We start from the raw sequence: 20,694 nt of genomic DNA on the forward strand, positions 1-20,694 counted from the left end.
AGAAAAGGAAGGAGACTAGCTCCTTCCCACTTATACACACACTTGATCTATCAAACTGGTATACTATGCAGTTATAGATGATTAAGTGATCCAGTACCTCAATTCCTATCATATGACCGCATCCATCAGGTGTTTCTTCACTTGATATCTTCTGATGGTTGTATCCTGAGAAAGATGCTGCTGACAAAGAATAATCGCCGCACTGTTATTCAATATGCCACTTTGAAATTTGCCCGTGGGTGTACAATGCTGGCATTAATTGGATTCTTCATGACAACAAAGAATACTACAATGTTCCACGTAAAGCTTGTTCTTTTTCGACAGCTTCATATAGGGCTTTAATATTCCCTTTGCCGAAACCTTTACTTCCCTTTCTTTGAATAATTTCAAAAAATATTGTAGGCCGATCTGTTAATGGTTTAACGAATATTTGTAATAAATATCCTTCATCGTCTCTATCTACTAAAATATTTAAATCCCTTAAATGATCCAAGTTCTCATCAATATTACCTACACGTACGTTTAAATCATCATAATATGCATCTGGAGCATTATAAAACTCTACACCTGCCATTTGTAGTTCTGATACTGTCTTAACAATGTTATTAGTCTCAAAGGCAATATGTTGTATGCCTGGACCATAGTTAAAATCTAAATATTCTTGTATTTGGGACTTGGTTTTTCCCGTTACCGGTTCATTTATTAAGAATTTTATCCTTCCATCTCCGTTTTCTAATACTTTAGACATTAATCCGGATAACTTGGTACTAATCTCATCTTTTGAAAATCCTTGAAATTTCGTAAAACCGAGTGCTTTTTCATAATATTGAGTCCACCTATTCATATTTCCTAGCTCTACATTTCCAACAATATGGTCAAAAGACAATAGTCCTTTGTTTTTTGATGTAGTAAAGGGGGACGTAATCTCTTTAAAGCCGGGAAGATATTTTCCTTTATAATTAGATTTATTAATAAAAGAGTTTACTGTCTCACCAAAAGAACCAATAATAGCCTTATGAATTATTCCATTTTCATCCTCTATCTGATAACAACCTTTTACATTCTTTGCCCCGTTATCAATGGCAGTTTTATAAGCTTCCTCAACATTACCAACCTTAAACGCAACTTCTTTAACTCCATCACCATGCAGGTAGGTAAACTTGGAAACCTCGCTTTCCGGGTCCACTCCTGCTGTGATGATAAATCGACAATTACCTTGTTCTAGTAAATAGGATGTTCTGTCTTTAACTCCGGTTTCCAACCCTAAATAAGCCTTTACTTCAAACCCGAACGCATTACATAAAAAATAGGAAAAAACCTTTGCATTACTTACAAAAAACTCAATATATTCTACACGTTCAAACCGCAAAGAATTATGTGCAACATTATTTTGGTATTTTTCTACTATTTTCATGTTATATAGACTCCTTTTTCTTAATAGGTTGCTAAAACTTTAGAGAACATTTGGACAATGTTTAGCAATTAGTGGTCATATGTACTCAATAAGACCATCCCTCCCTCGCACCTGAATATCAATTGATCATTCAATAACGAACAACTAGTTTATGAGGCGAAAAGAAAAAGCGTCGAGTTTTCCATCAGAATATTTACATAACATAAATTATTTTATATATAGGGAAGAACATGGGAAATCTACAAAACACCTCCTCCATGTTCATGATATAACCCCTATGATACGTACTAGAAAAAATCGGTATTTAGTGTTATCTCACTGGACATTTCAGTGAAATCAGTATGGATACTCATACTAGCATAAAAACGATGAAATAATTTCTTTTGGTTTGCTATATTAATTAAGTACCATTAAGGAATCAATCGATCAGATATGGAAGGGAAGAAATGATTGGCGGAATAACTAAACAGGAAGGATGAAGTTACATTTTTTGAATTGGACAGTTTTCCTCCAGAACAAATACTCGTTATTTCTCCATTTAATATAATATCCTGCAATACTTCTATCTCTCTCTGGCTTCTTGCGAGTGGAAGGTAAATTGCAATTTCACATTGTAAATGCAACTGTTTATGAAATATATTTAAAAGTGTGGGCTGATAATCTGATTCAAAGAAATGATCATAGGTCATATACTGATGAATTGCTACCGTAAGTGGAATATTAAACTTATAGAAACCATATATACCCATCCTAATACAGGTTATGAGAAAAGGGTACGCTCCCAACCGGACGCAATAATCATTTTCGTTTCATCCTTTATATGAGCAAGCTGTCTGATTTGATACATGATTTCGTTAGAGGGTTTTGTCCGGTCCACACATAGAGTAAAACATGGTACCGCTTTGAGTTTAATAGTTTAGGGGTAATACGAAAATCAGAAGATACGTACTATCTTTAATATTATCTATTTTAGAATTCTCAATTCTTTGTATCTTTGAAAAAAGGTCAATAACTAATAATTCAATATTTCTCCCCCTCTATGTTATTGGAAAGTCATGAGTTATCAAAGCCCCTTACTATTTTCTATTGCTTCCTGAATGAGTTGAACACCTTTATTAATTTTATTTTCTGGAATACTGGTTGTATTTAGTTTGATAAAATTATAGTTTTTTTTATATCCGTTTAAGTAATTGCTTTTATAATCATCGACTAAAATATGTCGTTTTGTTAATCCTTCATGCAGTTTGTTCATATTGATTTGTTTCGGTAGTTTGATAACTGTATGCATTTGATGATTATCATTAAATTGGTACTCTGAAAAGTGTATACATAATGCATTTCGAAGCGTATTTGCTTTCTGTTGGTGCCTATATACAATTTTATCTTTATGGTGCGCATATAATCCACTTTCTATAAATGTCTGCATAATTATTTGGCTTAAGGCGTTAGTATGGATATCAATAATTTCTTTAAAGCTATGGAAAACTTCAATCATTTGTTCAGGTAAGACCGCGATTCCCAACCGTTGGCCTGGAAACATAATTTTAGAGAAACTTTTTAAATAGACTACACGCTGGTTTGTATCCATCTCATAAAGCGTTTTGTAACTGCTATTTCCTTCAAAATCTCCTAAATAGTCATCTTCTATGATGTGAAAATCATATTTTGTTGAAAGTTCTAAAATTTTCTTTTTTTCTTGTACACTCATCGTCGTTCCGAGTGGATTATGAAGCCGTGGCATCAGATAAATATACTTAGGGCTATGTTTTTCAATCGCTGTTTCTAATTTTGTTAAATTAATCTGGTTGAAATCACGATGAAAAGCAACATAATTTAAAGGCAACCGTTCAACAAGATTAATCATCTGATGGTAAGTGGGTTGTTCTATGATAATGGAATCTTTATGTGACATCATGATTAAAGAGAGAATATGCAGGGCCTGCTGTGTACCACTTGTAATCATAATTTGTTTTTTTTTCGTGAAAATCTGATCCTCTTCTAATAGTCCTTGAAATAAATATTTCAGTTCTTCATTACCGGTAGTTCGCCCATAGGTAAATAATTCTGTTTTTTCATTTTTGATGGCTGTTTCTAAACATTGAGCATAACTGTCTAAAGGAAAATCCGTCCATGAAGTAGAGGCAGTAGAAAAATCATATACCCCATTAAAAGCATTACCATTTCGTTTTCTTGAAATAATAAAATACCCTACATTTGGTTTTGCATATATCCGATTCATTTCTACTAAATGTTGTAGTGCCTTTGTAATGGTCACTTGACTGGCTTCAAAAACATCCATTAATGACCTTACAGATGGAAGGCGTTTCTCGTACACTCCATGTTCGATATGCCTTAAAATTTGGTTTGCTACTGCCTGATGTTTCTTCATATAATTTCACCCCATTGTTATCAATAAGGTTACCATACAATTACTTCAACCATCTTTTATTTTGCTTCATTTGTATCGATACACCACAATAAATAAATTCAATCTATTAAATATGTTTCTTATATGCTAAAAGTGAGGAGGGGAAATTATGAGGAAAAATAGTGCAATACTGGCAGCTGTTGCGTTCTCTGTTATCATTGGCTTGTCCTTTATGTTTGTTAAAATATCATTAACGTATGAAGGGCAGTTACTCATACTGGCACAGCGATTTACATTTGCTTTTTTAGTCTTTCTGATATTTCTTATAATCAAACCAATTAATTTGAGGTTATATCAAAGAGAAGTGACAATCGTATTGATTATTTCATTATTCTATCCGATTATATTTTTCAGCAGTCAAATACTTGGACTGGATCAAACGACAGTAACAGAAGCAGGGATTATCCAAGCCATTGCCCCGGCGTTAACAGTCTTGTTAGCCAGTATATTTTTAAAGGAACACGTCCGAAAAGTCCAAGGTATTGGTATCCTTTTAAGTGTTGTTGGCGTCATTTACTTGCAGATGATGAACAGCTCAGGCAGTTATGATTTTCATTTAATCGGTAATCTTTTAATTATATTATCTATTCTATCCACTGCTATTTGGCAAGTAATGTCGAGAAGTGCGACTCGAACCATTGCCCCGATTCAAATCACAATATACATTATGGTGATTGGATTTATATTCTTTAATGTGGCCTATTTTATAAGTGGAGGATCAGCTAATGAATATATGGGTTCTTTGACAGAAATCCCATATTTATTATCCATTTTATTTTTAGGGGTACTATCTACCTTTGGAACATCTTTATTATCGATTTATGCCGTATCCAAATTACCGGTGATTCAAGTCAGTGTGTTCAATAATGTGGCCACATTAATTACGATTCTTTCCGGTGTATTCATTTTAAGCGAACCATTTCATTATTATCATATGATTGGGTCGTTAATCATCATTATTGGAGTGATTTTAGTGAATGTGAAAAAGAAAACTCGAAATAGCGTTCAAAAGGGAAACAATTTATTATATTTCATATTAAAATACAAGCACCTTTTTTAAATTTGAAAGGGTGCTTGTATTTTTTCATGATGATTCTTAACTTAGTTTACTTGTAAAGCAACATGACCAAAGTGAGTGCCTAATTTCATTCTGTTCATCGCTTGCGCTATATCAGATAATGCATACATACTGTCAACAATGGGTCTCAATTGATGCTCAGAAACGAATTGAATCATTTCTCCAAATTCTACTCGACTGCCCATAAAGGTTGCTACGCCGCTCCAATCCCTGGGATCAAAAGTGTATCGATACAAAGTTTATTTTTTATTCCCAAAATCATTTCTTCTCCCATCATAATGGAGTCATCAAAATAAGGAGGAATATTCATGGTTAATCAAAATAAATTAGAAACTGCAGTAAAAACAGTGACTGTTCTAGGTACAGGGATTATGGGCACACCCATCGGTAAAAATCTACAGAAGGCATTTGAAATACGTGTTTGGGCGCACGGTGTTGCTGAAAGCCTAACTATTGCTAAGGAATTGGTTTTTAATCCAGAACTCGTAGTAGATGTCGTGACCGGTGGACCGGTGGATAACCCTTATTTCCAAACTTCAGGTTTAATAGGAAAGAAAAGTGAATAAAGATATGACTTTAGAACATCAAGCAACAGGTTACAAAGATAAACTACCGATATGGAATCTAATTGCACTTTCAGTCGCTAGTTTTCTTGCGATTATGACAGAAACCATTCCTGCTGGACTACTTCCTCAAATTAGTGAAGGGCTAAGTATTTCAGAGGCATTAGCGGGGCAATTTGTCACACTTTTTGCGATTGGTTCTGTAGTTGCAGCAATTCCATTGGTTACATTGACACAAGGTTGGCATAGAAAGAAAGTGTTATTGATGGCACTATGTATCTTATTTATCGCGAACACATTAACAGCATTATCGAATGAGTATGTACTGACTTTAATTTTACGTTTCATCGCTGGGATGTCGACTGGGTTACTTTGGGGATTAGTAGCTGGATATGCCCGTCGAATGGTAAAACCATCTTTACAAGGCCGGGCTCTAGCGATTGCCGGTACAGGGCAGCCAATTGCTTTGTCATTAGGTGTACCTCTTGGCACTTGGTTGGCTATGTATTTGGAATGGCAGACTATCTTTCTCCTGATTAGTACGGTGACATTTTGTTTAATCATATGGATAGCAATGAAAATCCCAGATTATCCAGGACAACCTGCTGAGAGACAGCAGTCACTATATGAAATTTTCAAATTACCTGGCATCCGTCCAATATTATGTGTCGTATTCGTATGGATTTTAGCACATAATATCCTCTACACATATATTGCACCATACATGGCTCATGTTGAACTAGGAAAATATGTTGGTGTTGCATTATTTATATTTGGTATTTCATCAATGATTGGTATTTGGGGCATCGGGTTATTTATTGACCATCACTTACGATTATTAACACTTATGAGTTTGGGCGCATTTGCTGTCAGTTCTCTCGTGTTAGGTATATCAAGTGGAATACCATGGTTGATTTTTCTCTCCATAGCGATTTGGGGACTCACGTTTGGTGGAGCACCAACATTATTGCAAACATCGATGGCAGACGCTGCTGGAAACAATGCAGATGTGGCTCAATCTATTTTTGTAACCATATTTAATCTTTCTGTCGCCGGAGGTGGCGTCCTAGGTGGATTAATACTAAATCAGTCTGGTGCAGGAAGTTTCTCTTGGGTATTGTTAGCATTAAGTATCATTGGATTCATGTTTGTTTATAATGGGAAATTATATGCATTTAAATCTCGGTTGAATTGAAATTTAGATTAATAAATTCTTACATTAATAAAAATAGTGAAAGAGCCGGGTATAATGATGTATCCGGCTCTTAAATGATTACTATTGATGGTATGTTTATATGATTAATTCAATTTCTGGCAAGACTCATTTTTCTAGTTATCTACTATGTAGCTTTGTCAAGGTACACTGGTTTATCGTGATGGGGAATGTGATTCATGGTTGACTTACTTCTTGAAAGCCAAAATAGATTGTATCCGTTTGAATTGTAAACTATAAAGTCTTTTTCGAATTGGGTTTTTCTGTAAGAGTGATATCCATTATCCCTAAAGCAGCGTAGGAACCACTTTGGAATACCATGTACAAACAAAGACCGATTTAACAATTCTTCGATAAATTTAGAAATTCAAGATACTTCTGCAAAGTATAAAGAAACCCTTTAAAAAGTCTAGAGAACTTTTAAAGGGCTTCTTAATTTTACATTTGATTTTAAAATACAGTCATAATCCAGTCAATTTGTTCTCAAACCCTATGATGAAAGGGTTTTTGGGCGCTATCACATCATGATTTTTGGCTGAAATGTTCCCGAATCACTTCCTCAAGGTTCGTTCGGAAATTGTGAATGCCATGTTGTGGTACCTCGACATCGTATAAAAAAATTTGATGTCATCATTTTTGAATCGCTTCTCCAATTCCCCCAAATCAATACCTGCTGCTGAACGAGCGATTCCATGAACCGAAATACCCGACTCCTCCAAAATGCGTAAATAAATACCGTAACTTGGCTGTTCAACCAGAATGGTTGTCTTTCCATTCGGAAACGGCATCTTCGCCAATATTCCCAGCGCCTGCTGAATGCCTGATGTGACAAATATCTGTTCAGCTTTGGCAAACACCTGATCATCAGCTAGATGGGAAACAAAGGTTTGTCTGAGCTGGTCCAATCCCTGTGGGTCACCCACCATACGTAAACAGATGATATTTGTACATATCAATCGCCTTGTTTAAACAATGTTGAAAATCCAAATACGGAAACACGTTCAAATCCGGTGAAGCGGAGGTAAAATCAATCATTTCATTTCCCTTATGATCAGACTCATCATCTGGTTTTGCCACCACGTAAAAGCCGCTTTGCGGCACCGAATAAATGACGTGACGTTTCTCTAACTCTGAATATGCACTTGTGATCGTGCTGATGCTGCAATCATATATTTTTGCAGCCTTTCGAACAGACGGAAGTTTTTGACCCGGACTGTATTGATGGTTCATGATTTTTTCCTCCATGTCTAAAAGGATGGACACATATTTTTTCATAACGGTTCTCCCTTCGGGAATCGTAGATCTATCTTTCATTATACAAAACATTAAAAACTGTATCGATACAGTTTGGGGAAAATGATATTGTTCGAACCGATTTCTTATCTTATTCTTTTTATGATGTATCATCACATAGCTATGAACATCGTTCAATGGCATAAGAAAGGAGGATACCATGATAAAACAAAACGGATTAAAACTCGCCTATTTGGCTGCTGTGTTGAACGCAACAATCATCGGGTTTTCATTTTTATTTGTCAAAGTGGCGCTTGAATACACCTCCCCGTTTGATATGCTGGCATACAGGTTTTCCGCTTCATTTGCGGGTATGTCCATTCCTGTTATATTTGGTTGGATCAAGCTTAATTATCACGGCAAACCATTGTATAAAGTCCTTCTGCTCGCCACCATGTACCCACTCGGGTTTTTCACGTTCCAAACGTTTGGACTTGAACACGCAACTTCGGCTGCAGGGGGTATTTTATTCGCTTTTACACCGATCGCCACCATGATATTGGCTTCTATATTTTTGAAGGAACGCACAACCTTGTTGCAGAAGCTGTCAATCTTCATGTCAGTATTTGGTGTTGTTTTCATTTTTATCATGAAAGGAAGCAGCTTGAATTTGTCGAACCTGACAGGTATTTTCCTTCTGCTCACCTCATGCATGGCTGTTGCCGGATATAGCGTTCTGGCAAGATCACTTCTGAAAACGTTCACCCCGGTGGAAATCAGTTATTTCATGTTGGGGACCGGATTCATTGTTTTTTTGGTCATTTCGTTAACAAACCATTCAATCACCGGAACGCTTGACGATTTTTTTGTACCGCTCACCAGTGGCACATTCATCTTGTCGATTTTTTATCTTGGCGTGATGTCCACACTGATAACAGCATTGGCAACAAGCTATGCATTGTCAAAAATTGAAGCTTCCCAAGCGAATGTATTTACCAATTTGTCAACAATTATTGCGATTGCAGCAGGTGTGATCTTTCTTGATGAAAACATATCAACATACCATATAATTGGTTCGGGTCTTATTATCGCAGGGGTGCTGGGCACAAATCTTTTAGGGCAAAAAATGCAGAATGAGGATTCAACGAATGCATTACGAGAAAGGGCTAACTAAAAATCAAGGAGGAATTAGAAATGAAAATAGGGATTATTGGAGCAAGTGGAAAATCGGGAAAAATGATTTTAAAAGAAGTATTGAGACGGAATCATGATGTCACTGCAATCGTAAGGAATGGCACAAGTATAACCCATCCCGATGTCAATGTGGTAGAAAAAAATATTTATGATTTGACTCCGAATGATCTCAAGCCATACGACGTGGTCGTGAATGCGTTCGGCGCACCGATCGGTGAAGAAAAACCCCACGTGACAGCCGGCCATGCCTTGATTGAAGCTTTAAATGGAACCAATACAAGGGTCATTGTCATCGGAGGAGCTGGAAGTCTTTATGTTGATGAAAAGCAAACCACTCGCCTCATTGATACAGAAGACTTACCCGAAAATGTGCAACGCACTGCAATCGGGCAGACAAAAAATCTTCAAGAGTTGCGGGAATCTCAGGGTATCACATGGACCTATGTCAGTCCCCCCGCTTTTTTTGACCCGGAAGGACCAAAAACAGGTGTATATCAAAAAGGAAAAGACAACTTGCTTAAAAATACCAAGGGGGAAAGCTATATCAGTTATGCGGACCTTTCAATAGCCGTGGTAGACGAAATTGAAAACCCACAGCATATTAATGAGCGATTTACAGTTGTTTCAGAATCATCGTAACGATTAGTTTTTTAGCTAAAGTATACACTCTTACTTCAAAAGTACGGAGGAAGGTAATGTTTCACTTTCTTTGTCCTACTTGTGGTACTCAACACGCTTTTCCCCAGTTGTGAGGAGAGGATCACACGTTTTTTTGTCCGCCCCTATAGAGACCTCATGCGGAAACCCGACGCTATGAGAAGTTTGAATTCCTCCCACAGCGCCGGGTTTCACCCTTTACTCACTGCGTGTTGCGGACTTTACACTACTATCTATGAAACCTGACATTTGTCATTGCTTTTAATGACAAATGTGACTATAAATACCGTGGAGTGTAAGATAAAATAAACTAATAAACAATAAGTCGATCCAAAGCTTTTTTCGATTTGAAGGTTTTCAAGATACATAAAGCCTAAACCGATCAAAGCATTAAGGAATCCCCAAATGAATTCCTACCTTCCTTACTTCTGATACTTGGACACTAAATCCAAGTATCAGAAGAAAAAATCAACCATCCCTTACATTAGACGAAAGCCCCCTTTAATTTAGATCGTCTATAAAAAGTCCAATGAATAGGCTAATCAAGATGGCACAAATAGTAATAGAAGAGGAGTGTTTTTCTTGAAAAAATTCAGTTTGTTTTTGACTGCACTTACCCTTATCATGGTCATCCCTATAACATCTGTTCATGCTGCAGATCCTAAACTTAATGGAGGAAATGGAGAATGGGATTGGCAAGGTACGTTCAATTTTTTTTATAACGACACATATGATTATTTTCAGACGGTTAATTGCCAGTCTACGGGTGGAAGTTTTATGATGGAAGCCAGGGCTTTTGATAAAACGGTTACGGTTCAATTATGGGAATCGGACCCTGGATCTAACAATGATGATTATGTAGGTCAAGCAAAATTAGGAAATAGAGAATCCGTGTATTGGAACATTGATAACTTGGTTGACGGTTCAAATAACCGGGCAGAATTTTACGCTTTAGCATATGAAAACCCATGGAAAAGTGGAGAGAAACCTGCCATGTACTTTTGGGATTAATGATCCTAAAATGGTTAGTGCTGACAGCTCCTTATTTGTATCTGAGTGATTCTTGTTCCTAAACCCCCTTTTTATATAATGGAATCAAGGGTCATCCTAATTAGTATTTCTTTTCCGGGGAGCGCACCGTGTCTGACCTGCGGTTTTCTGTACCATCGCCAGTGACTTGTATCTTGTGCTTATAACGCATATAATTTTGATAACAAACATAAGGTAAAAAGCATCGGTGCTGATTATACCGATGCTCAGGCAGCTACTCCGCAGGAAGTGCGGTGGCTCATATGCAGAGTGATATGTGAAAAAAGTAACCATACCCTTACATTGGCCGATGCAGGGTGGTTACTTTTTTCGTTTGCGGTGATGATTAATACGACTAGTGTTGCAAAAGCAATCATGATTGTTAATGCTTTGTATGTTGACATCATCAGTGACACCCCTTTCGTGAGGGGATTGCCACCGTCCGCCACATTCATTTGGTGTGGGATCAACAACTGTTTCGATTCCTTGATTTTGCATATCCTTTGTTCAGCGTATTTACTGAGCAAAGGTGCCAATCAGACGGTTTGGAAATCTAGATGGTTAAACCTTTGGTTTTAGAGACCAAGGGTTTTTAAACTTCTAGACTAGAATAGATGGGGAGACTCGTGTTTTGAAGACCAAAGTCTTTTTAATATCTAGAATTGCTCCATTTGCTTATTAGTTTAACGCAGGGTTGTTTATCTTTTGTAGTTATTTTTGTCATTTGATTAAGTGACATTTGTCATCTTTTCTATGTTTTGAAATCTAAATTTCGATTTGGAATTCGTCGGATCAATGATAGATTAGAGTAATTGATCGCAAAAGGAATAAGGTACGTACAAGCCTTTTTACAGAAGACCCCCCTTTTTTCAAATAAAGTTTCCTTATATACACAAAAAATAAATCCAGCCTTTTTTTTATGACTGGATTCTTTTCTCAATGCTATTTATTTTTGTATCATGCTTTCCTGTTTTTTCGCTTAAATAGTCAATGTCATAGGTAATACTGTCAACTTTTTTGTTAATTAGAGTAAGTGCCCCTTTTATATCTTCTTGTTGACCCTGTTCAATAACCTCTAGCCTTTGTAAAACTTCGTTAATTTGCTGATCAACTTTATCAAATCGTTCTATAATAATTTTTAAAAGTTGTTCATTTTCCATTTTAAAACACACCTTAAAAATTGAATTCATTTCATCTCATTATAACATAGTATTGTTATGGTGAAAGTGAATGAAACGCCACTTAACCCCCTTACGGGTTGTTTGAAATGGGTGTGTCTTGGGAAGTAGATCCTTTTGTTAGCTATCTATATTTACCAAGCGATAAGGGTAGTCCCTACTCCTAAAGATAGTGCCGACTACATGGCTAGATTTAGTAGGTTGATACTTGCATTTATATCTCTGTCATGATGGCTATTGCATTCAGGACAAATCCATTCTCTAAGATTTAGAGTCTTGACTTCCTTGTTTTTATATCCACAACAAGAACATAATTAACTGCTTGCATCATTTTTAGGTGCTATTATCAAGTCACGACCTTTCCAGTTCCTTTAGAAACGGAAAATCAGATTTGTATTGTGCAGGTGTAGGGTATTTGATAGATTTATCAATTTATATCAATGTTAGAAATAGCATACAAGAGTTTTCGTTAACGCTAACCGACATTCATCTCCACCTTACCGTTGGGCTTCGTCCTACACACTCTTGAAGATGGAGACTTCTTTCGGAAAACGTTAAAACCGCCCGTTTTACGGGCGGTTTATTTACTATTTTTGTGGATCTACTAATACAATTTTCATCATCCATAGAATCCTAGGCATTCCGAGTTTGCAGTCAATCGACCATATTAATTGATTTCATCATTTCTTTTGCGATTGGCTGCCAGTCTTCCATCTGTTCTTTGGTGCTGTTTACTGTCGCAAGCAAAAGTTTCCCGTCCAATTCCATCATGAACATAAAATTATAAATTTCCGTATCCATCGCAGGTGTTATAAGTTCCATACTGGCAACATTTTTTCCATGAATCTCATAAACTTCTTTATTAAGCCATTCTGCAGAAGGATACATGTTTTCGAACGTTTCTACCATACCCTTTAACACTTCTTCCATTTGCTTATTGCTTGCTTTATTTTCCGTATGATTGAATGCAATGTTAACAGTTGCATTCTCATTGGTGTATATGAGCGTCGGTCTTCGTTCACCGGGATATTTCAACTTCGCCTGCTCTTCATCCATTACATCAAAGGACTCAGGAAGCAATATTTCAACTTGGTCCGATAGGATTGTCGATCTTTTTAGGTTGATTTCCTCCCCTTCAACTTGAAAAGTAACAGAGTCAGTTTCTTCCTTCATTTCACTGCTTTCTGGATTAGGATCATCTTGATCATTTCCTTTGCCCTTTTCTTCTGACACCCATACAGAAGAGTTGTCAAAGTTAACATTAATACAATGAACAGACTATTTTTCATATCATCTCATCCTCTTTGACGTTGGTTTTTATAAAATTAGAAACTCATCTATAATACATACCCCAAGCAATTTTCTATCGAACCCCTTTTGTTTCGTCTATATTTATAGGGAGTTTTAATGTCTTTGATAGCTAATTTTCTTTTTGTCGTGATTAATCCATATCAGTGATCGAAACCATTTTACTGGATAATGTGCATCATACACACTTCATTCCACACAATGAGTTGAAGTTTCTGTAAAAAGCAGATGCATAAATAAGGGAGAACCTCTCTGGTACTCTTAAAAAAGGTCCTCCAATTCTTTAAACATTAAACCTTCTATTAAACATTCTTTTTCAATTCTTCTGCCAACCATTTAGCGGCTTCAGGGCTCAATACGATTCTTCCGTTTCCTAACACAAGATTATTCTCAGTAACATTGTCGGTTAGCATACAAGCTTTGTCCGTACTGTACTTTCGTTTTGTTTGCTGCTCAGTTAATATATTATCTTTCCAATGTTACTCCGTCACTAGTAAAAAGCGACATTTTACTTGCCGATTACGTCAAATGATTCAGTTGGAAAAAAGCACCTTAACCTAACCTTTTAAACACTAAACGTCTTACTTTTTATTGAATTTTCTTCTAAAACAGTGAAATGAAAAGTATATACATCTGATACAAACATGCCTAAGGAAATCAAATCTCTGGTGTCACTGAATGATCTTATTAAGACTATTTAGTTGTAAAAACAACTGACTAAAATGTTCCCACCTGTTAATACTGTTAAATAACTATCTAATACAGGGGGGCTTATGTATTCATATATATTACTGATTAGACAGCATATCATGGCAGGAAACACAGTATGGTTTCTCATTCCCGGCATCATTTTTGTACTTCTACTAGTCTTCACTTTGTTGAAAAAGAAGGATATGAAACTTGTGGTGTTGTATTTTAGTATGAGTGCAATCGCGGGTTTTTTGGAAATTGTGATATTCTTCTTATTTGAAAGCTACGAATATTATCCTCAAGTATGGAATGATTGGTATTACGATAATACTTTTGGCGCTTATCTCTCACAAAGGTTTTTTGTTTCCTCAGTTGCCATATTTGTCGCTGCATTTAATCTAGGGTTTGGGTTTATATTGCTATTTATCGCGATGTTTGTCGGAATAGAGTACGCTTTTTTAGCACTAAAAGTGTATAAATTGAACTGGTGGCATCCCACTTACACGGCTATCGGGCTTTTAATCTACTTCTATATCGGAAAAGTGTGGTACAGATGTCTATTGGACGGTTCTTACAGATTCTTTCGAATGTTCACATTGGGGTGCTTCGCTTTTACACTTTATACAGATGTGATCGCCATTCCAACCTTATCCGGCCATTATGAGTTTGCTGTCGACTGGTTCGACAATCCTTCAAGGGATACGGTCATTGTAATTCTCATTTATTGCCTTACACGCGGTTATTTAATTGCGTTTGTTTGCTGTTACAAGCGCCATTGGGTTTATCTATCATTTTTGACGGCCGCGATATGGCTAAGTTATATTGTTTTAATTCAATTCGATATTTTTATCTATAAGCACTTGTGGGATTTATGGCTTTTCGCCGCTTCTGATCTCATAGTTCTTTTCAGCAGCCTTTATTTCAACCGGGTACTGTCCCGACCGGATAAGTGAAAAGGTGGAGAAGCATAAAATAAGCAAACAAGGTATTTATTAAAAAGAATCACAAGCCAAAATACAATGTTTTTTATATAATCTAGCGTGTTTTGGCTTGAAATTAGTGGTTATGAATAGAATCGCTCACCGTTAGTTGGATATAACGGTTTAACAAGAAGTTTCTGTGTATTTCCCCAATTTTTTAAAAACAACTTCACTCTATGTACTATATTTTATAAGAATTAAAAATCTAAGAATGTTTTCATCTCTTTCATTAGATGATTTATCAAGCCGAATTAAATTTATTTTATCTTTTGCTTCCCTATACTTCGTTCTGTCCAATATACCTGTGCTTTATGCTCTAAGATCTGTCCATCTTAAAGTATGCAGGAGTGTTGATGGGGTGGTTTCCGGAAACATGGCCCCTTCATTCCCATTCCCCATTGTACTGTTAAGATTTTGCTTTCGTGCTGAGAAGTGCTTATAGCTTAACTTGTCGCACGCGCCCTTTTAGTTGAAAACTTGAATTCGTCTCACCATTTTAATATTCCATATTCTCATCAATCATTAAGGGAATATGAGTGGCGAAGGGTTCTTCTTCATGTTGTGAGAAAAATGTAGCGAAGCTATTCTCTTGAATTAAGTCATAAATAAATTCATCATTCTGTTCCATTATTTACTCGAGGGTTATCTACGACGTAACACTCTCCATAATTCTTTATGGCGGCTTGAAATAGGGAGGGGCATTATATTTAATTTACACCTTACTTAGTTTTCCTCCCTCTCTTTTATGTATATTTAACTATTAATTATTTCGACATCCATTATTCTTTTTCCTACACTACTATGCTGGTTTGGGGGTTGGATTTTCCACGCCAAATTTGAATCAAAAAGAAAAGAGGACAAACCTATTGTTTTAGGTTTGCCCCCTGATTCATTGATTATACATTAGCACCTTTTTCTTCTTAAGCAAATGGATCCCATCCCGAATTTTTAACCCAGGTTGATAAATCAAGCAAATCGGGATGAATTTTACGTAGTGAAGGAATGTCAGCTTGATACCCTTCCGTTTCTAACCATTCAAACATTTTATTTTTCTGAAATTGTTCCCTGGCAGACTCCAATACTTCACATGGCGTGTCAAATACTTGACTAAACACTTTTGCCACTTCTGAAAGCGTCACTTCGTCCCCGGCAATTTCAATGGCCTTTCCCTTGTATTTTTCCGGGTTGTTAAAGGCAATTGCAGCAAACGCTCCAATATCTTGCGCTGCGATGATTTGTAATTTCGTATTCACAACCATAAATCCCTGTATCATCAATTTTTGTTCATGAACTTGAGTAAATCCTATAAAGTTTTCCATGAAACCAGTTGGACGGAGAATCGTAAAAGGTAAACCAATCGCACGTACATATTTCTCAACTTGCCACTTTGTTTCAAAATGGGGAACCCCACTATCTCTTTCAGCGCCGCCGGCCGAGCCGTATACAAAATGTGAGACGCCGACCTGTTTGGCAACATCCGCAACTCTTTTCCCTTGTTGGATCTCTTTTTCGAAATCCTTTGAATACAAAGGTTGAACACTATAAACACCGTAAACTCCGCGCATAGCGTCCAAGAGAGATTGCTGATCATCCATGTTCGCTTGAACGACTGTGGCGCCTTTTTTTTGCAGTTCTTGTGCAGCCGGTTGATCCGGGTGCCGCGAAACCGCGCGCACGGACCACCCATCAGCTAACAACTTCCTGGCAACTGCGCCTCCCTGTTTTCCCGTGGCACCCAACACTAAAATGGTTTTGTCTGAATTTGTCATGTAGAAATCCTCCTTCTATTTTGTATCCCAGCCTTATTGTTCCTTGAACGCTGAATCGACCATTTATGAAGTGAGCTGTGGTCGAATTTCACCTCCCCCCTCAAACTTAGAGAGTTAAAGGGTAAGTTTTGTTATATCCTCTTTTATATGATGATTCACATACTCACGAATCTTTGCTATCGTTTCCGTAACTGATGTTTCGAACCTATCATTTTTACTCGACTGTAACGCTCTTCTCGGTTTTCTTGACAGGTTTTGGCTTGATTACCGCCATTAGCATGATCACGAGTCCGGCTAATCCGAAATACCCGAGTACGCCGGTTCCGTCTGCTAAAGGATTCCTACCAAAGAAAAAGGCATCCTGGAATGATTCGACACTGTACCGGAACGGAACCCATGAATAGAGCCAATCCTTTGTAACGTCCGGAAGCATTTCTGGCGGCATTGTCAGCACGGGCATAGAGAAGAAAAAGAGCAGGACGAATAATGGAGCCGCTACATATCCGATCCAGTTTAAGAATGCTCCCTGGATAAAATAGAACATGAGTCCTATGAATAGCATGAGCATGAACATTTCCCCGCTATTCGGTATGGCTACATCCAGCACATCTTTCGTCAACCAGAACATCAATCCGCTGATCGTTGTAACGAAAAGCAACCCTGCGAGAATTTGACTAACAATAGCGAGGAAAGTCCATTTTTTGATTCCGGTCTTATTGAAAGCAGTGTAAATAATCATGGAACTAATGAATGTAGTAAGCCAAAGGATTTGCGTAAACAATGCTGGTGCATTCCCGTTGGCCGTGTGGCTTGGAACAGGATTCAGCTTTTCTGTCTTTACTTGAATCGGCTGTACCAATGCTTTGGATTGTTCTACAGTAAGCGTTTTTTGCTGCCCGGCAACTTGGTCATACAACGTTTGTTGCACCTGTTGATTAAGTTTTGATAAGATCCCTGTTGTCATTTGACCAGCGATTTTCGCCCCAGTTGCATTCATCCCTTCGTTAATAAGGACTTGGATTTCTGCTTTTCCCGGCTTTGGGCTTACTAATGAAAAAATGTTCTGAGACAAATCACTAGGGATGACAACCGCTGCATAATATTCCTTCTGACTCATTCCTTCTTCTGCTTTTTCACGGCTATTTAAAAATGTCCACTTAATCGAATCGGTCTGATTCTTTTTGATCTGCTCCTCCAGTATTTTTCCGATATTCAATTGCTGGCCATTCGGAAGGGACACCCCCTCATCTTGAATAACTACAGCAAAAGGCATTTCCTTTACTGTCGGATTCACAGATGACCCCATAAATGCAAATGTGAAGATGAAGACAACCACTAGAATACCGACAAATCCTCCCCAAAAAAATTTTTGTTGAAATAATTTTTTCACCATATTTCACACTTCCCTTAATTCGACAATCTGTTTGTTAAGTAACAAATTGTTGTGTACACTGTCATTATAAAAGAAAATGACATTCGTTCAATAACCAATATTCGCTGATCCGTAGAATATCCGACATCTTACAAAAGAATGTTGTTTAATTTACAAAACGAAAAGAAATGGTAGGGTAATAAATGAGCAAAAAAGTGGATTTGCGTGTGAAAAGGACAAGAAAAATGATTAATGAAGCATTCCTGAAGTTGATCCAGAAAAAAAGGTTCGACTCCGTCACAATTCAAGATATTGCAGATGAAGCGCTGATCAATAGAGCAACGTTCTATCTCCATTATGAAGATAAGCATGATCTGCTTAATACGATGAGCAACACGATCATTCAAGAGTTAACAGACGAACTTAATCCAGTTCAACATATACAGGAACAAGAAGTTCAATTGGAAAGATTACAAACAACAATTGAAAAGGTATATGGCAGTGTAGAAAAGAATCTTTCCTTCTTTGAGGTTATGTTTGGGGTACATGGCATTCACAACTTCCGAACGAACCTCGAGGAAGTGATTCGGGAACATTTTAGCCAAAAATTCGCGGATCTCGGGGTTCGCCCTGAAGACTACCAAATTCCAAAAGATTTGATCTCTCACTTTATCGGTGCTGCGTTTGTCGGGGTCGTACATTGGTGGCTAAAGCAAGATACAAAACCGTCTTCAAAGGAAATGGCACAACAGCTATCGAAAATCATTACTGGCGGTCCTATGCAAGCAGCCGGATTTAAAATCGACAAACAACCTTAGGTGTCAGACCTTTGTGCAAGACGACAAAACAGCAAAAATTTGACGACGTTAACTGTATAATCAATCACTAACCTCAGGTGTAGCTGATGAACCACCGACAGCCTTATTCAATTCTTGAAGTAATGGAAATACATTTTTTAACTATACTTTCCAAGGTTTTTCTGTTAATGCTACCTTGTATTTTTCAAAGGTCTCTTTAGTATTGCCTCAAACTTCAGCTATCGATTTTAAAGACATATTAGATTGTATAACCAATACTTTTCGCTTACTTTTCTTCTTTTTTATCACTGTTTTTTCAATAAAACTCCGTTTGCTGAATAAAAGATTCTGTAAACTCAAATTCCAGCATAAATAGTTAGATTACTTCAACAAGTAAAAACCTCAAGTCCCCCAATTCGGGTGACCTGAGGTGTGCTTTTATTTCCCCTGCTGGCAATATCCTGTCAAAAATGAAAGGATCGTATGGGCAGCAGCTTTTACATGCATTTCACCTATGTCCTTTCGAGGATCGAGACAGACAATATCCATTGCCCTCACTTTTGTGTGTTGTCCTGCCAATTGGACGGCATCAAATAACTCTGCTGTGTACATTCCACCAGGGGCTGCTACTGGAGCACCCGCTCCATTCGTGATATCGAGAACATCCATATCCACCGTCAAATAAATGGTGTCGACCTCCTCATTCAATGTCTCTAAAGCCTGATGGATGGTAGATTCCACTCCCTTTCTCCGTGCTTGTACCTTTTTCATCTGCGAAACCTTTCAATTCATGTGAATTGAAAAATCCATGCAACCCGATGTTGTGAACGTGCTCTCCTTTTACTACTCCACCATCAAGTAACTGGCGTATCGGTGTACCATTTGCCGGTCCAAATGTAGAGGTATCTCGTAAATCAAAGTGGGTATCCAATTGAAGGATTCCTATCGTTTCATCCGTATGAGATTGCTTCCAACCTTTTACAAGTTGAGCCGTAATGGAGTGATCCCCACCCATAACGATTGGTATCGTAAGGGGATGATGCCTGCGCATATATATCATTGCTTTTGTAATTTGCTGATGTGTATGCGTAATATCCGTGACATGTTGTTTTACATCACCTAGGTCTACGATACTTAGCTGAGCCAAATCAATGTTTTCATCTAGATTATAAGTACCAAATCCTTGTATCATGAACATTTTATTGCTCAACTGGCTGTATTAGTTAAACAACTAGCAAATAATCAGGCTACACTTTGACGGGCGCCCGTGTTAAGAGACATCGTTAGGAACATACGAATGAACAAAGCTGAAGCGCATTAAAAAGCCCAATTCTCCCATAATCTATAAGGAGAACTGGGCTTTCTTTTACTCCGCTAAAGCCCCCTTTTATGGAACAAAGAGCGTAATTGTAATCCAATATTGGATTTTCTCTATTAATTTGTTTAGGTACAAATGAAACTGCGGATAATGCCTTTTCCATTGATATTTGTTCACCATATTTTATCTTTTCATTAATATCATCTTGTTTGATTTGAGGATTTTTTTCTTCAGTGGACTGATTACTATTTTCACACGCAAAGAGCATAAGGCTGAGCAAAGTAACGAAAACAAACTTGATTAACTTCATTTTTACCCCCCTTTTATTTTTTTGCTTATTCAAGATAACTCCCTCTATAAAGAAAGGGTAATCTTTGGATTTCTTTAGATTTCTTAAGTTTTTATAGTGGTTCATTATTAATAGTGGTTTGAATCATGGGATTAAGTTGTATTAATGGACAATTTTGGAGTTT

The 20,694-nt window shown here is 37.1% G+C and carries 21 protein-coding genes and 2 pseudogenes; 8 read left to right on the plus strand and 15 right to left on the minus strand.

Translation table 11 applies throughout. The annotated features are described in order from the left end of the window. Positions 1 to 286: 286 nt before the first annotated feature. Together hppD and KOL94_RS21635 are read right to left on the minus strand one after the other, a co-directional pair. On the minus strand, positions 287 to 1,414 hold the full coding sequence (gene hppD, locus KOL94_RS21630; RefSeq protein ID WP_221568758.1) for a 4-hydroxyphenylpyruvate dioxygenase: 1,128 nt from the start codon (positions 1,412 to 1,414) through the stop codon (positions 287 to 289). A 1,063-nt stretch (positions 1,415 to 2,477) separates the two neighbouring features. Then, a complete protein-coding gene (locus tag KOL94_RS21635) occupies positions 2,478 to 3,803 on the minus strand; it encodes an aminotransferase-like domain-containing protein (protein WP_221568759.1) in 1,326 nt (441 codons plus the stop codon). A 148-nt stretch (positions 3,804 to 3,951) separates the two neighbouring features. On the opposite strand from KOL94_RS21635, the gene KOL94_RS21640 reads away from it, so the two are divergent. Beyond that, positions 3,952 to 4,902, plus strand: coding sequence for a DMT family transporter (locus tag KOL94_RS21640; RefSeq protein WP_221568760.1), 951 nt, complete (start codon positions 3,952 to 3,954; stop codon positions 4,900 to 4,902). Positions 4,903 to 4,943: 41 nt separating this feature from the next. Here KOL94_RS21640 and KOL94_RS21645 read toward each other — a convergent pair whose 3' ends face one another. Further along, entirely contained in the window at positions 4,944 to 5,105 is a 162-nt protein-coding gene (locus KOL94_RS21645; protein WP_221568761.1) for a zinc-binding dehydrogenase, read from the minus strand. 123 nt (positions 5,106 to 5,228) lie between these two features. Between KOL94_RS21645 and KOL94_RS21650 the strand changes: the two genes are divergently transcribed. Both KOL94_RS21650 and KOL94_RS21655 read left to right on the plus strand, forming a co-directional pair. Further along, the gene (locus KOL94_RS21650) at positions 5,229 to 5,486 is read left to right on the plus strand and encodes an NAD(P)-binding domain-containing protein (RefSeq protein ID WP_221568762.1); all 258 of its coding nucleotides are present in this window, start codon (positions 5,229 to 5,231) and stop codon (positions 5,484 to 5,486) included. Next, positions 5,479 to 6,678, plus strand: coding sequence for an MFS transporter (locus KOL94_RS21655; RefSeq protein WP_311775212.1), 1,200 nt, complete (start codon positions 5,479 to 5,481; stop codon positions 6,676 to 6,678). The genes KOL94_RS21650 and KOL94_RS21655 overlap by 8 nt, the downstream gene beginning before the upstream one ends. A 608-nt stretch (positions 6,679 to 7,286) precedes the next feature. Here KOL94_RS21655 and KOL94_RS21660 read toward each other — a convergent pair. Continuing rightward, positions 7,287 to 7,971: pseudogene (locus tag KOL94_RS21660) on the minus strand (aminotransferase-like domain-containing protein); the annotation flags it as partial. Positions 7,972 to 8,149: 178 nt separating this feature from the next. Between KOL94_RS21660 and KOL94_RS21665 the strand changes: the two are divergent. From KOL94_RS21665 to KOL94_RS21675, 3 genes are all read left to right on the plus strand, one after another. Continuing rightward, positions 8,150 to 9,103, plus strand: a complete 954-nt coding sequence (locus KOL94_RS21665; protein WP_221568763.1) for a DMT family transporter — start codon at positions 8,150 to 8,152, stop codon at positions 9,101 to 9,103. Between the two features lie 20 nt (positions 9,104 to 9,123). Next, positions 9,124 to 9,762, plus strand: coding sequence for an NAD(P)-dependent oxidoreductase (locus KOL94_RS21670; protein WP_221568764.1), 639 nt, complete (start codon positions 9,124 to 9,126; stop codon positions 9,760 to 9,762). Positions 9,763 to 10,362: 600 nt separating this feature from the next. Then, entirely contained in the window at positions 10,363 to 10,791 is a 429-nt protein-coding gene (locus KOL94_RS21675; RefSeq protein ID WP_221568765.1) for a hypothetical protein, read from the plus strand. A gap of 245 nt (positions 10,792 to 11,036) precedes the next feature. Here KOL94_RS21675 and KOL94_RS21680 read toward each other — a convergent pair whose 3' ends face one another. The 5 genes and pseudogenes from KOL94_RS21680 to KOL94_RS21700 all read right to left on the minus strand — a co-directional run bounded on the left by KOL94_RS21680 (position 11,037) and on the right by KOL94_RS21700 (position 13,708). Continuing rightward, positions 11,037 to 11,216, minus strand: a complete 180-nt coding sequence (locus tag KOL94_RS21680; RefSeq protein WP_221568766.1) for a putative holin-like toxin — start codon at positions 11,214 to 11,216, stop codon at positions 11,037 to 11,039. A gap of 510 nt (positions 11,217 to 11,726) precedes the next feature. Continuing rightward, positions 11,727 to 11,969, minus strand: coding sequence for a hypothetical protein (locus KOL94_RS21685; protein ID WP_221568767.1), 243 nt, complete (start codon positions 11,967 to 11,969; stop codon positions 11,727 to 11,729). Between the two features lie 197 nt (positions 11,970 to 12,166). Next, positions 12,167 to 12,322 (minus strand): annotated as a pseudogene (locus KOL94_RS21690) (zinc ribbon domain-containing protein); the annotation flags it as partial. Positions 12,323 to 12,641: 319 nt separating this feature from the next. Beyond that, positions 12,642 to 13,220, minus strand: a complete 579-nt coding sequence (locus KOL94_RS21695) for a hypothetical protein (protein WP_221568768.1) — start codon at positions 13,218 to 13,220, stop codon at positions 12,642 to 12,644. Between the two features lie 377 nt (positions 13,221 to 13,597). Then, positions 13,598 to 13,708: a hypothetical protein gene (locus tag KOL94_RS21700; RefSeq protein ID WP_221568769.1), complete on the minus strand. Its 111-nt coding sequence runs from the start codon at positions 13,706 to 13,708 to the stop codon at positions 13,598 to 13,600. Between the two features lie 360 nt (positions 13,709 to 14,068). Between KOL94_RS21700 and KOL94_RS21705 the strand changes: the two genes are divergently transcribed. Beyond that, positions 14,069 to 14,938 (plus strand): hypothetical protein, encoded by an 870-nt coding sequence (locus KOL94_RS21705; protein ID WP_221568770.1) that lies wholly within the window; start codon positions 14,069 to 14,071, stop codon positions 14,936 to 14,938. A gap of 523 nt (positions 14,939 to 15,461) precedes the next feature. On the opposite strand, the gene KOL94_RS21710 is transcribed toward KOL94_RS21705, so the two are convergent. The 3 genes from KOL94_RS21710 to KOL94_RS21720 form a co-directional block, all read right to left on the minus strand. Then, complete coding sequence (locus KOL94_RS21710; RefSeq protein ID WP_221568771.1) at positions 15,462 to 15,593, minus strand: FMN-binding negative transcriptional regulator; 132 nt, start codon at positions 15,591 to 15,593, stop codon at positions 15,462 to 15,464. A 292-nt stretch (positions 15,594 to 15,885) separates the two neighbouring features. Beyond that, the gene (locus tag KOL94_RS21715) at positions 15,886 to 16,734 is read right to left on the minus strand and encodes an NmrA/HSCARG family protein (protein WP_221568772.1); all 849 of its coding nucleotides are present in this window, start codon (positions 16,732 to 16,734) and stop codon (positions 15,886 to 15,888) included. Positions 16,735 to 16,948: 214 nt separating this feature from the next. Further along, positions 16,949 to 18,127 (minus strand): YhgE/Pip domain-containing protein, encoded by a 1,179-nt coding sequence (locus KOL94_RS21720; RefSeq protein ID WP_221568773.1) that lies wholly within the window; start codon positions 18,125 to 18,127, stop codon positions 16,949 to 16,951. 182 nt (positions 18,128 to 18,309) lie between these two features. Between KOL94_RS21720 and KOL94_RS21725 the strand changes: the two genes are divergently transcribed. Continuing rightward, positions 18,310 to 18,924: a TetR/AcrR family transcriptional regulator gene (locus KOL94_RS21725; RefSeq protein ID WP_221568774.1), complete on the plus strand. Its 615-nt coding sequence runs from the start codon at positions 18,310 to 18,312 to the stop codon at positions 18,922 to 18,924. 417 nt (positions 18,925 to 19,341) lie between these two features. Here the strand turns inward: KOL94_RS21725 and KOL94_RS25480 are convergent, their stop codons facing one another. The 3 genes from KOL94_RS25480 to KOL94_RS21735 all read right to left on the minus strand — a co-directional run bounded on the left by KOL94_RS25480 (position 19,342) and on the right by KOL94_RS21735 (position 20,531). Continuing rightward, entirely contained in the window at positions 19,342 to 19,644 is a 303-nt protein-coding gene (locus tag KOL94_RS25480) for an arginase family protein (RefSeq protein WP_311775213.1), read from the minus strand. After that, the gene (locus KOL94_RS25485) at positions 19,604 to 20,095 is read right to left on the minus strand and encodes an arginase family protein (protein ID WP_260412595.1); all 492 of its coding nucleotides are present in this window, start codon (positions 20,093 to 20,095) and stop codon (positions 19,604 to 19,606) included. The genes KOL94_RS25480 and KOL94_RS25485 overlap by 41 nt, the downstream gene beginning before the upstream one ends. Before the next feature lie 91 nt (positions 20,096 to 20,186). Continuing rightward, complete coding sequence (locus KOL94_RS21735; RefSeq protein WP_221568775.1) at positions 20,187 to 20,531, minus strand: hypothetical protein; 345 nt, start codon at positions 20,529 to 20,531, stop codon at positions 20,187 to 20,189. Positions 20,532 to 20,694 lie beyond the last annotated feature (163 nt).

Source organism: Alkalihalobacillus sp. TS-13 (assembly GCF_019720915.1).
Lineage (GTDB): Bacteria > Bacillota > Bacilli > Bacillales > Fictibacillaceae > Pseudalkalibacillus.

Coding starts and splice junctions, on each gene's coding strand:
- KOL94_RS21705 (WP_221568770.1), top strand. CDS start 14,069: ATGTATTCATATATATTACTGATTAGACAGCATATCATGGCAGGAAAC.
- KOL94_RS21645 (WP_221568761.1), bottom strand. CDS start 5,105: ATGGGCAGTCGAGTAGAATTTGGAGAAATGATTCAATTCGTTTCTGAG.
- KOL94_RS21650 (WP_221568762.1), top strand. CDS start 5,229: ATGGTTAATCAAAATAAATTAGAAACTGCAGTAAAAACAGTGACTGTT.
- KOL94_RS21680 (WP_221568766.1), bottom strand. CDS start 11,216: ATGATGTCAACATACAAAGCATTAACAATCATGATTGCTTTTGCAACA.
- KOL94_RS21720 (WP_221568773.1), bottom strand. CDS start 18,127: ATGGTGAAAAAATTATTTCAACAAAAATTTTTTTGGGGAGGATTTGTC.
- KOL94_RS21640 (WP_221568760.1), top strand. CDS start 3,952: ATGAGGAAAAATAGTGCAATACTGGCAGCTGTTGCGTTCTCTGTTATC.
- KOL94_RS21700 (WP_221568769.1), bottom strand. CDS start 13,708: ATGCTAACCGACAATGTTACTGAGAATAATCTTGTGTTAGGAAACGGA.
- KOL94_RS21665 (WP_221568763.1), top strand. CDS start 8,150: ATGATAAAACAAAACGGATTAAAACTCGCCTATTTGGCTGCTGTGTTG.
- KOL94_RS21710 (WP_221568771.1), bottom strand. CDS start 15,593: ATGGAACAGAATGATGAATTTATTTATGACTTAATTCAAGAGAATAGC.
- KOL94_RS21685 (WP_221568767.1), bottom strand. CDS start 11,969: ATGGAAAATGAACAACTTTTAAAAATTATTATAGAACGATTTGATAAA.
- KOL94_RS21725 (WP_221568774.1), top strand. CDS start 18,310: ATGAGCAAAAAAGTGGATTTGCGTGTGAAAAGGACAAGAAAAATGATT.
- hppD (WP_221568758.1), bottom strand. CDS start 1,414: ATGAAAATAGTAGAAAAATACCAAAATAATGTTGCACATAATTCTTTG.
- KOL94_RS21715 (WP_221568772.1), bottom strand. CDS start 16,734: ATGACAAATTCAGACAAAACCATTTTAGTGTTGGGTGCCACGGGAAAA.
- KOL94_RS21670 (WP_221568764.1), top strand. CDS start 9,124: ATGAAAATAGGGATTATTGGAGCAAGTGGAAAATCGGGAAAAATGATT.
- KOL94_RS25485 (WP_260412595.1), bottom strand. CDS start 20,095: ATGATACAAGGATTTGGTACTTATAATCTAGATGAAAACATTGATTTG.
- KOL94_RS21635 (WP_221568759.1), bottom strand. CDS start 3,803: ATGAAGAAACATCAGGCAGTAGCAAACCAAATTTTAAGGCATATCGAA.
- KOL94_RS21735 (WP_221568775.1), bottom strand. CDS start 20,531: ATGAAGTTAATCAAGTTTGTTTTCGTTACTTTGCTCAGCCTTATGCTC.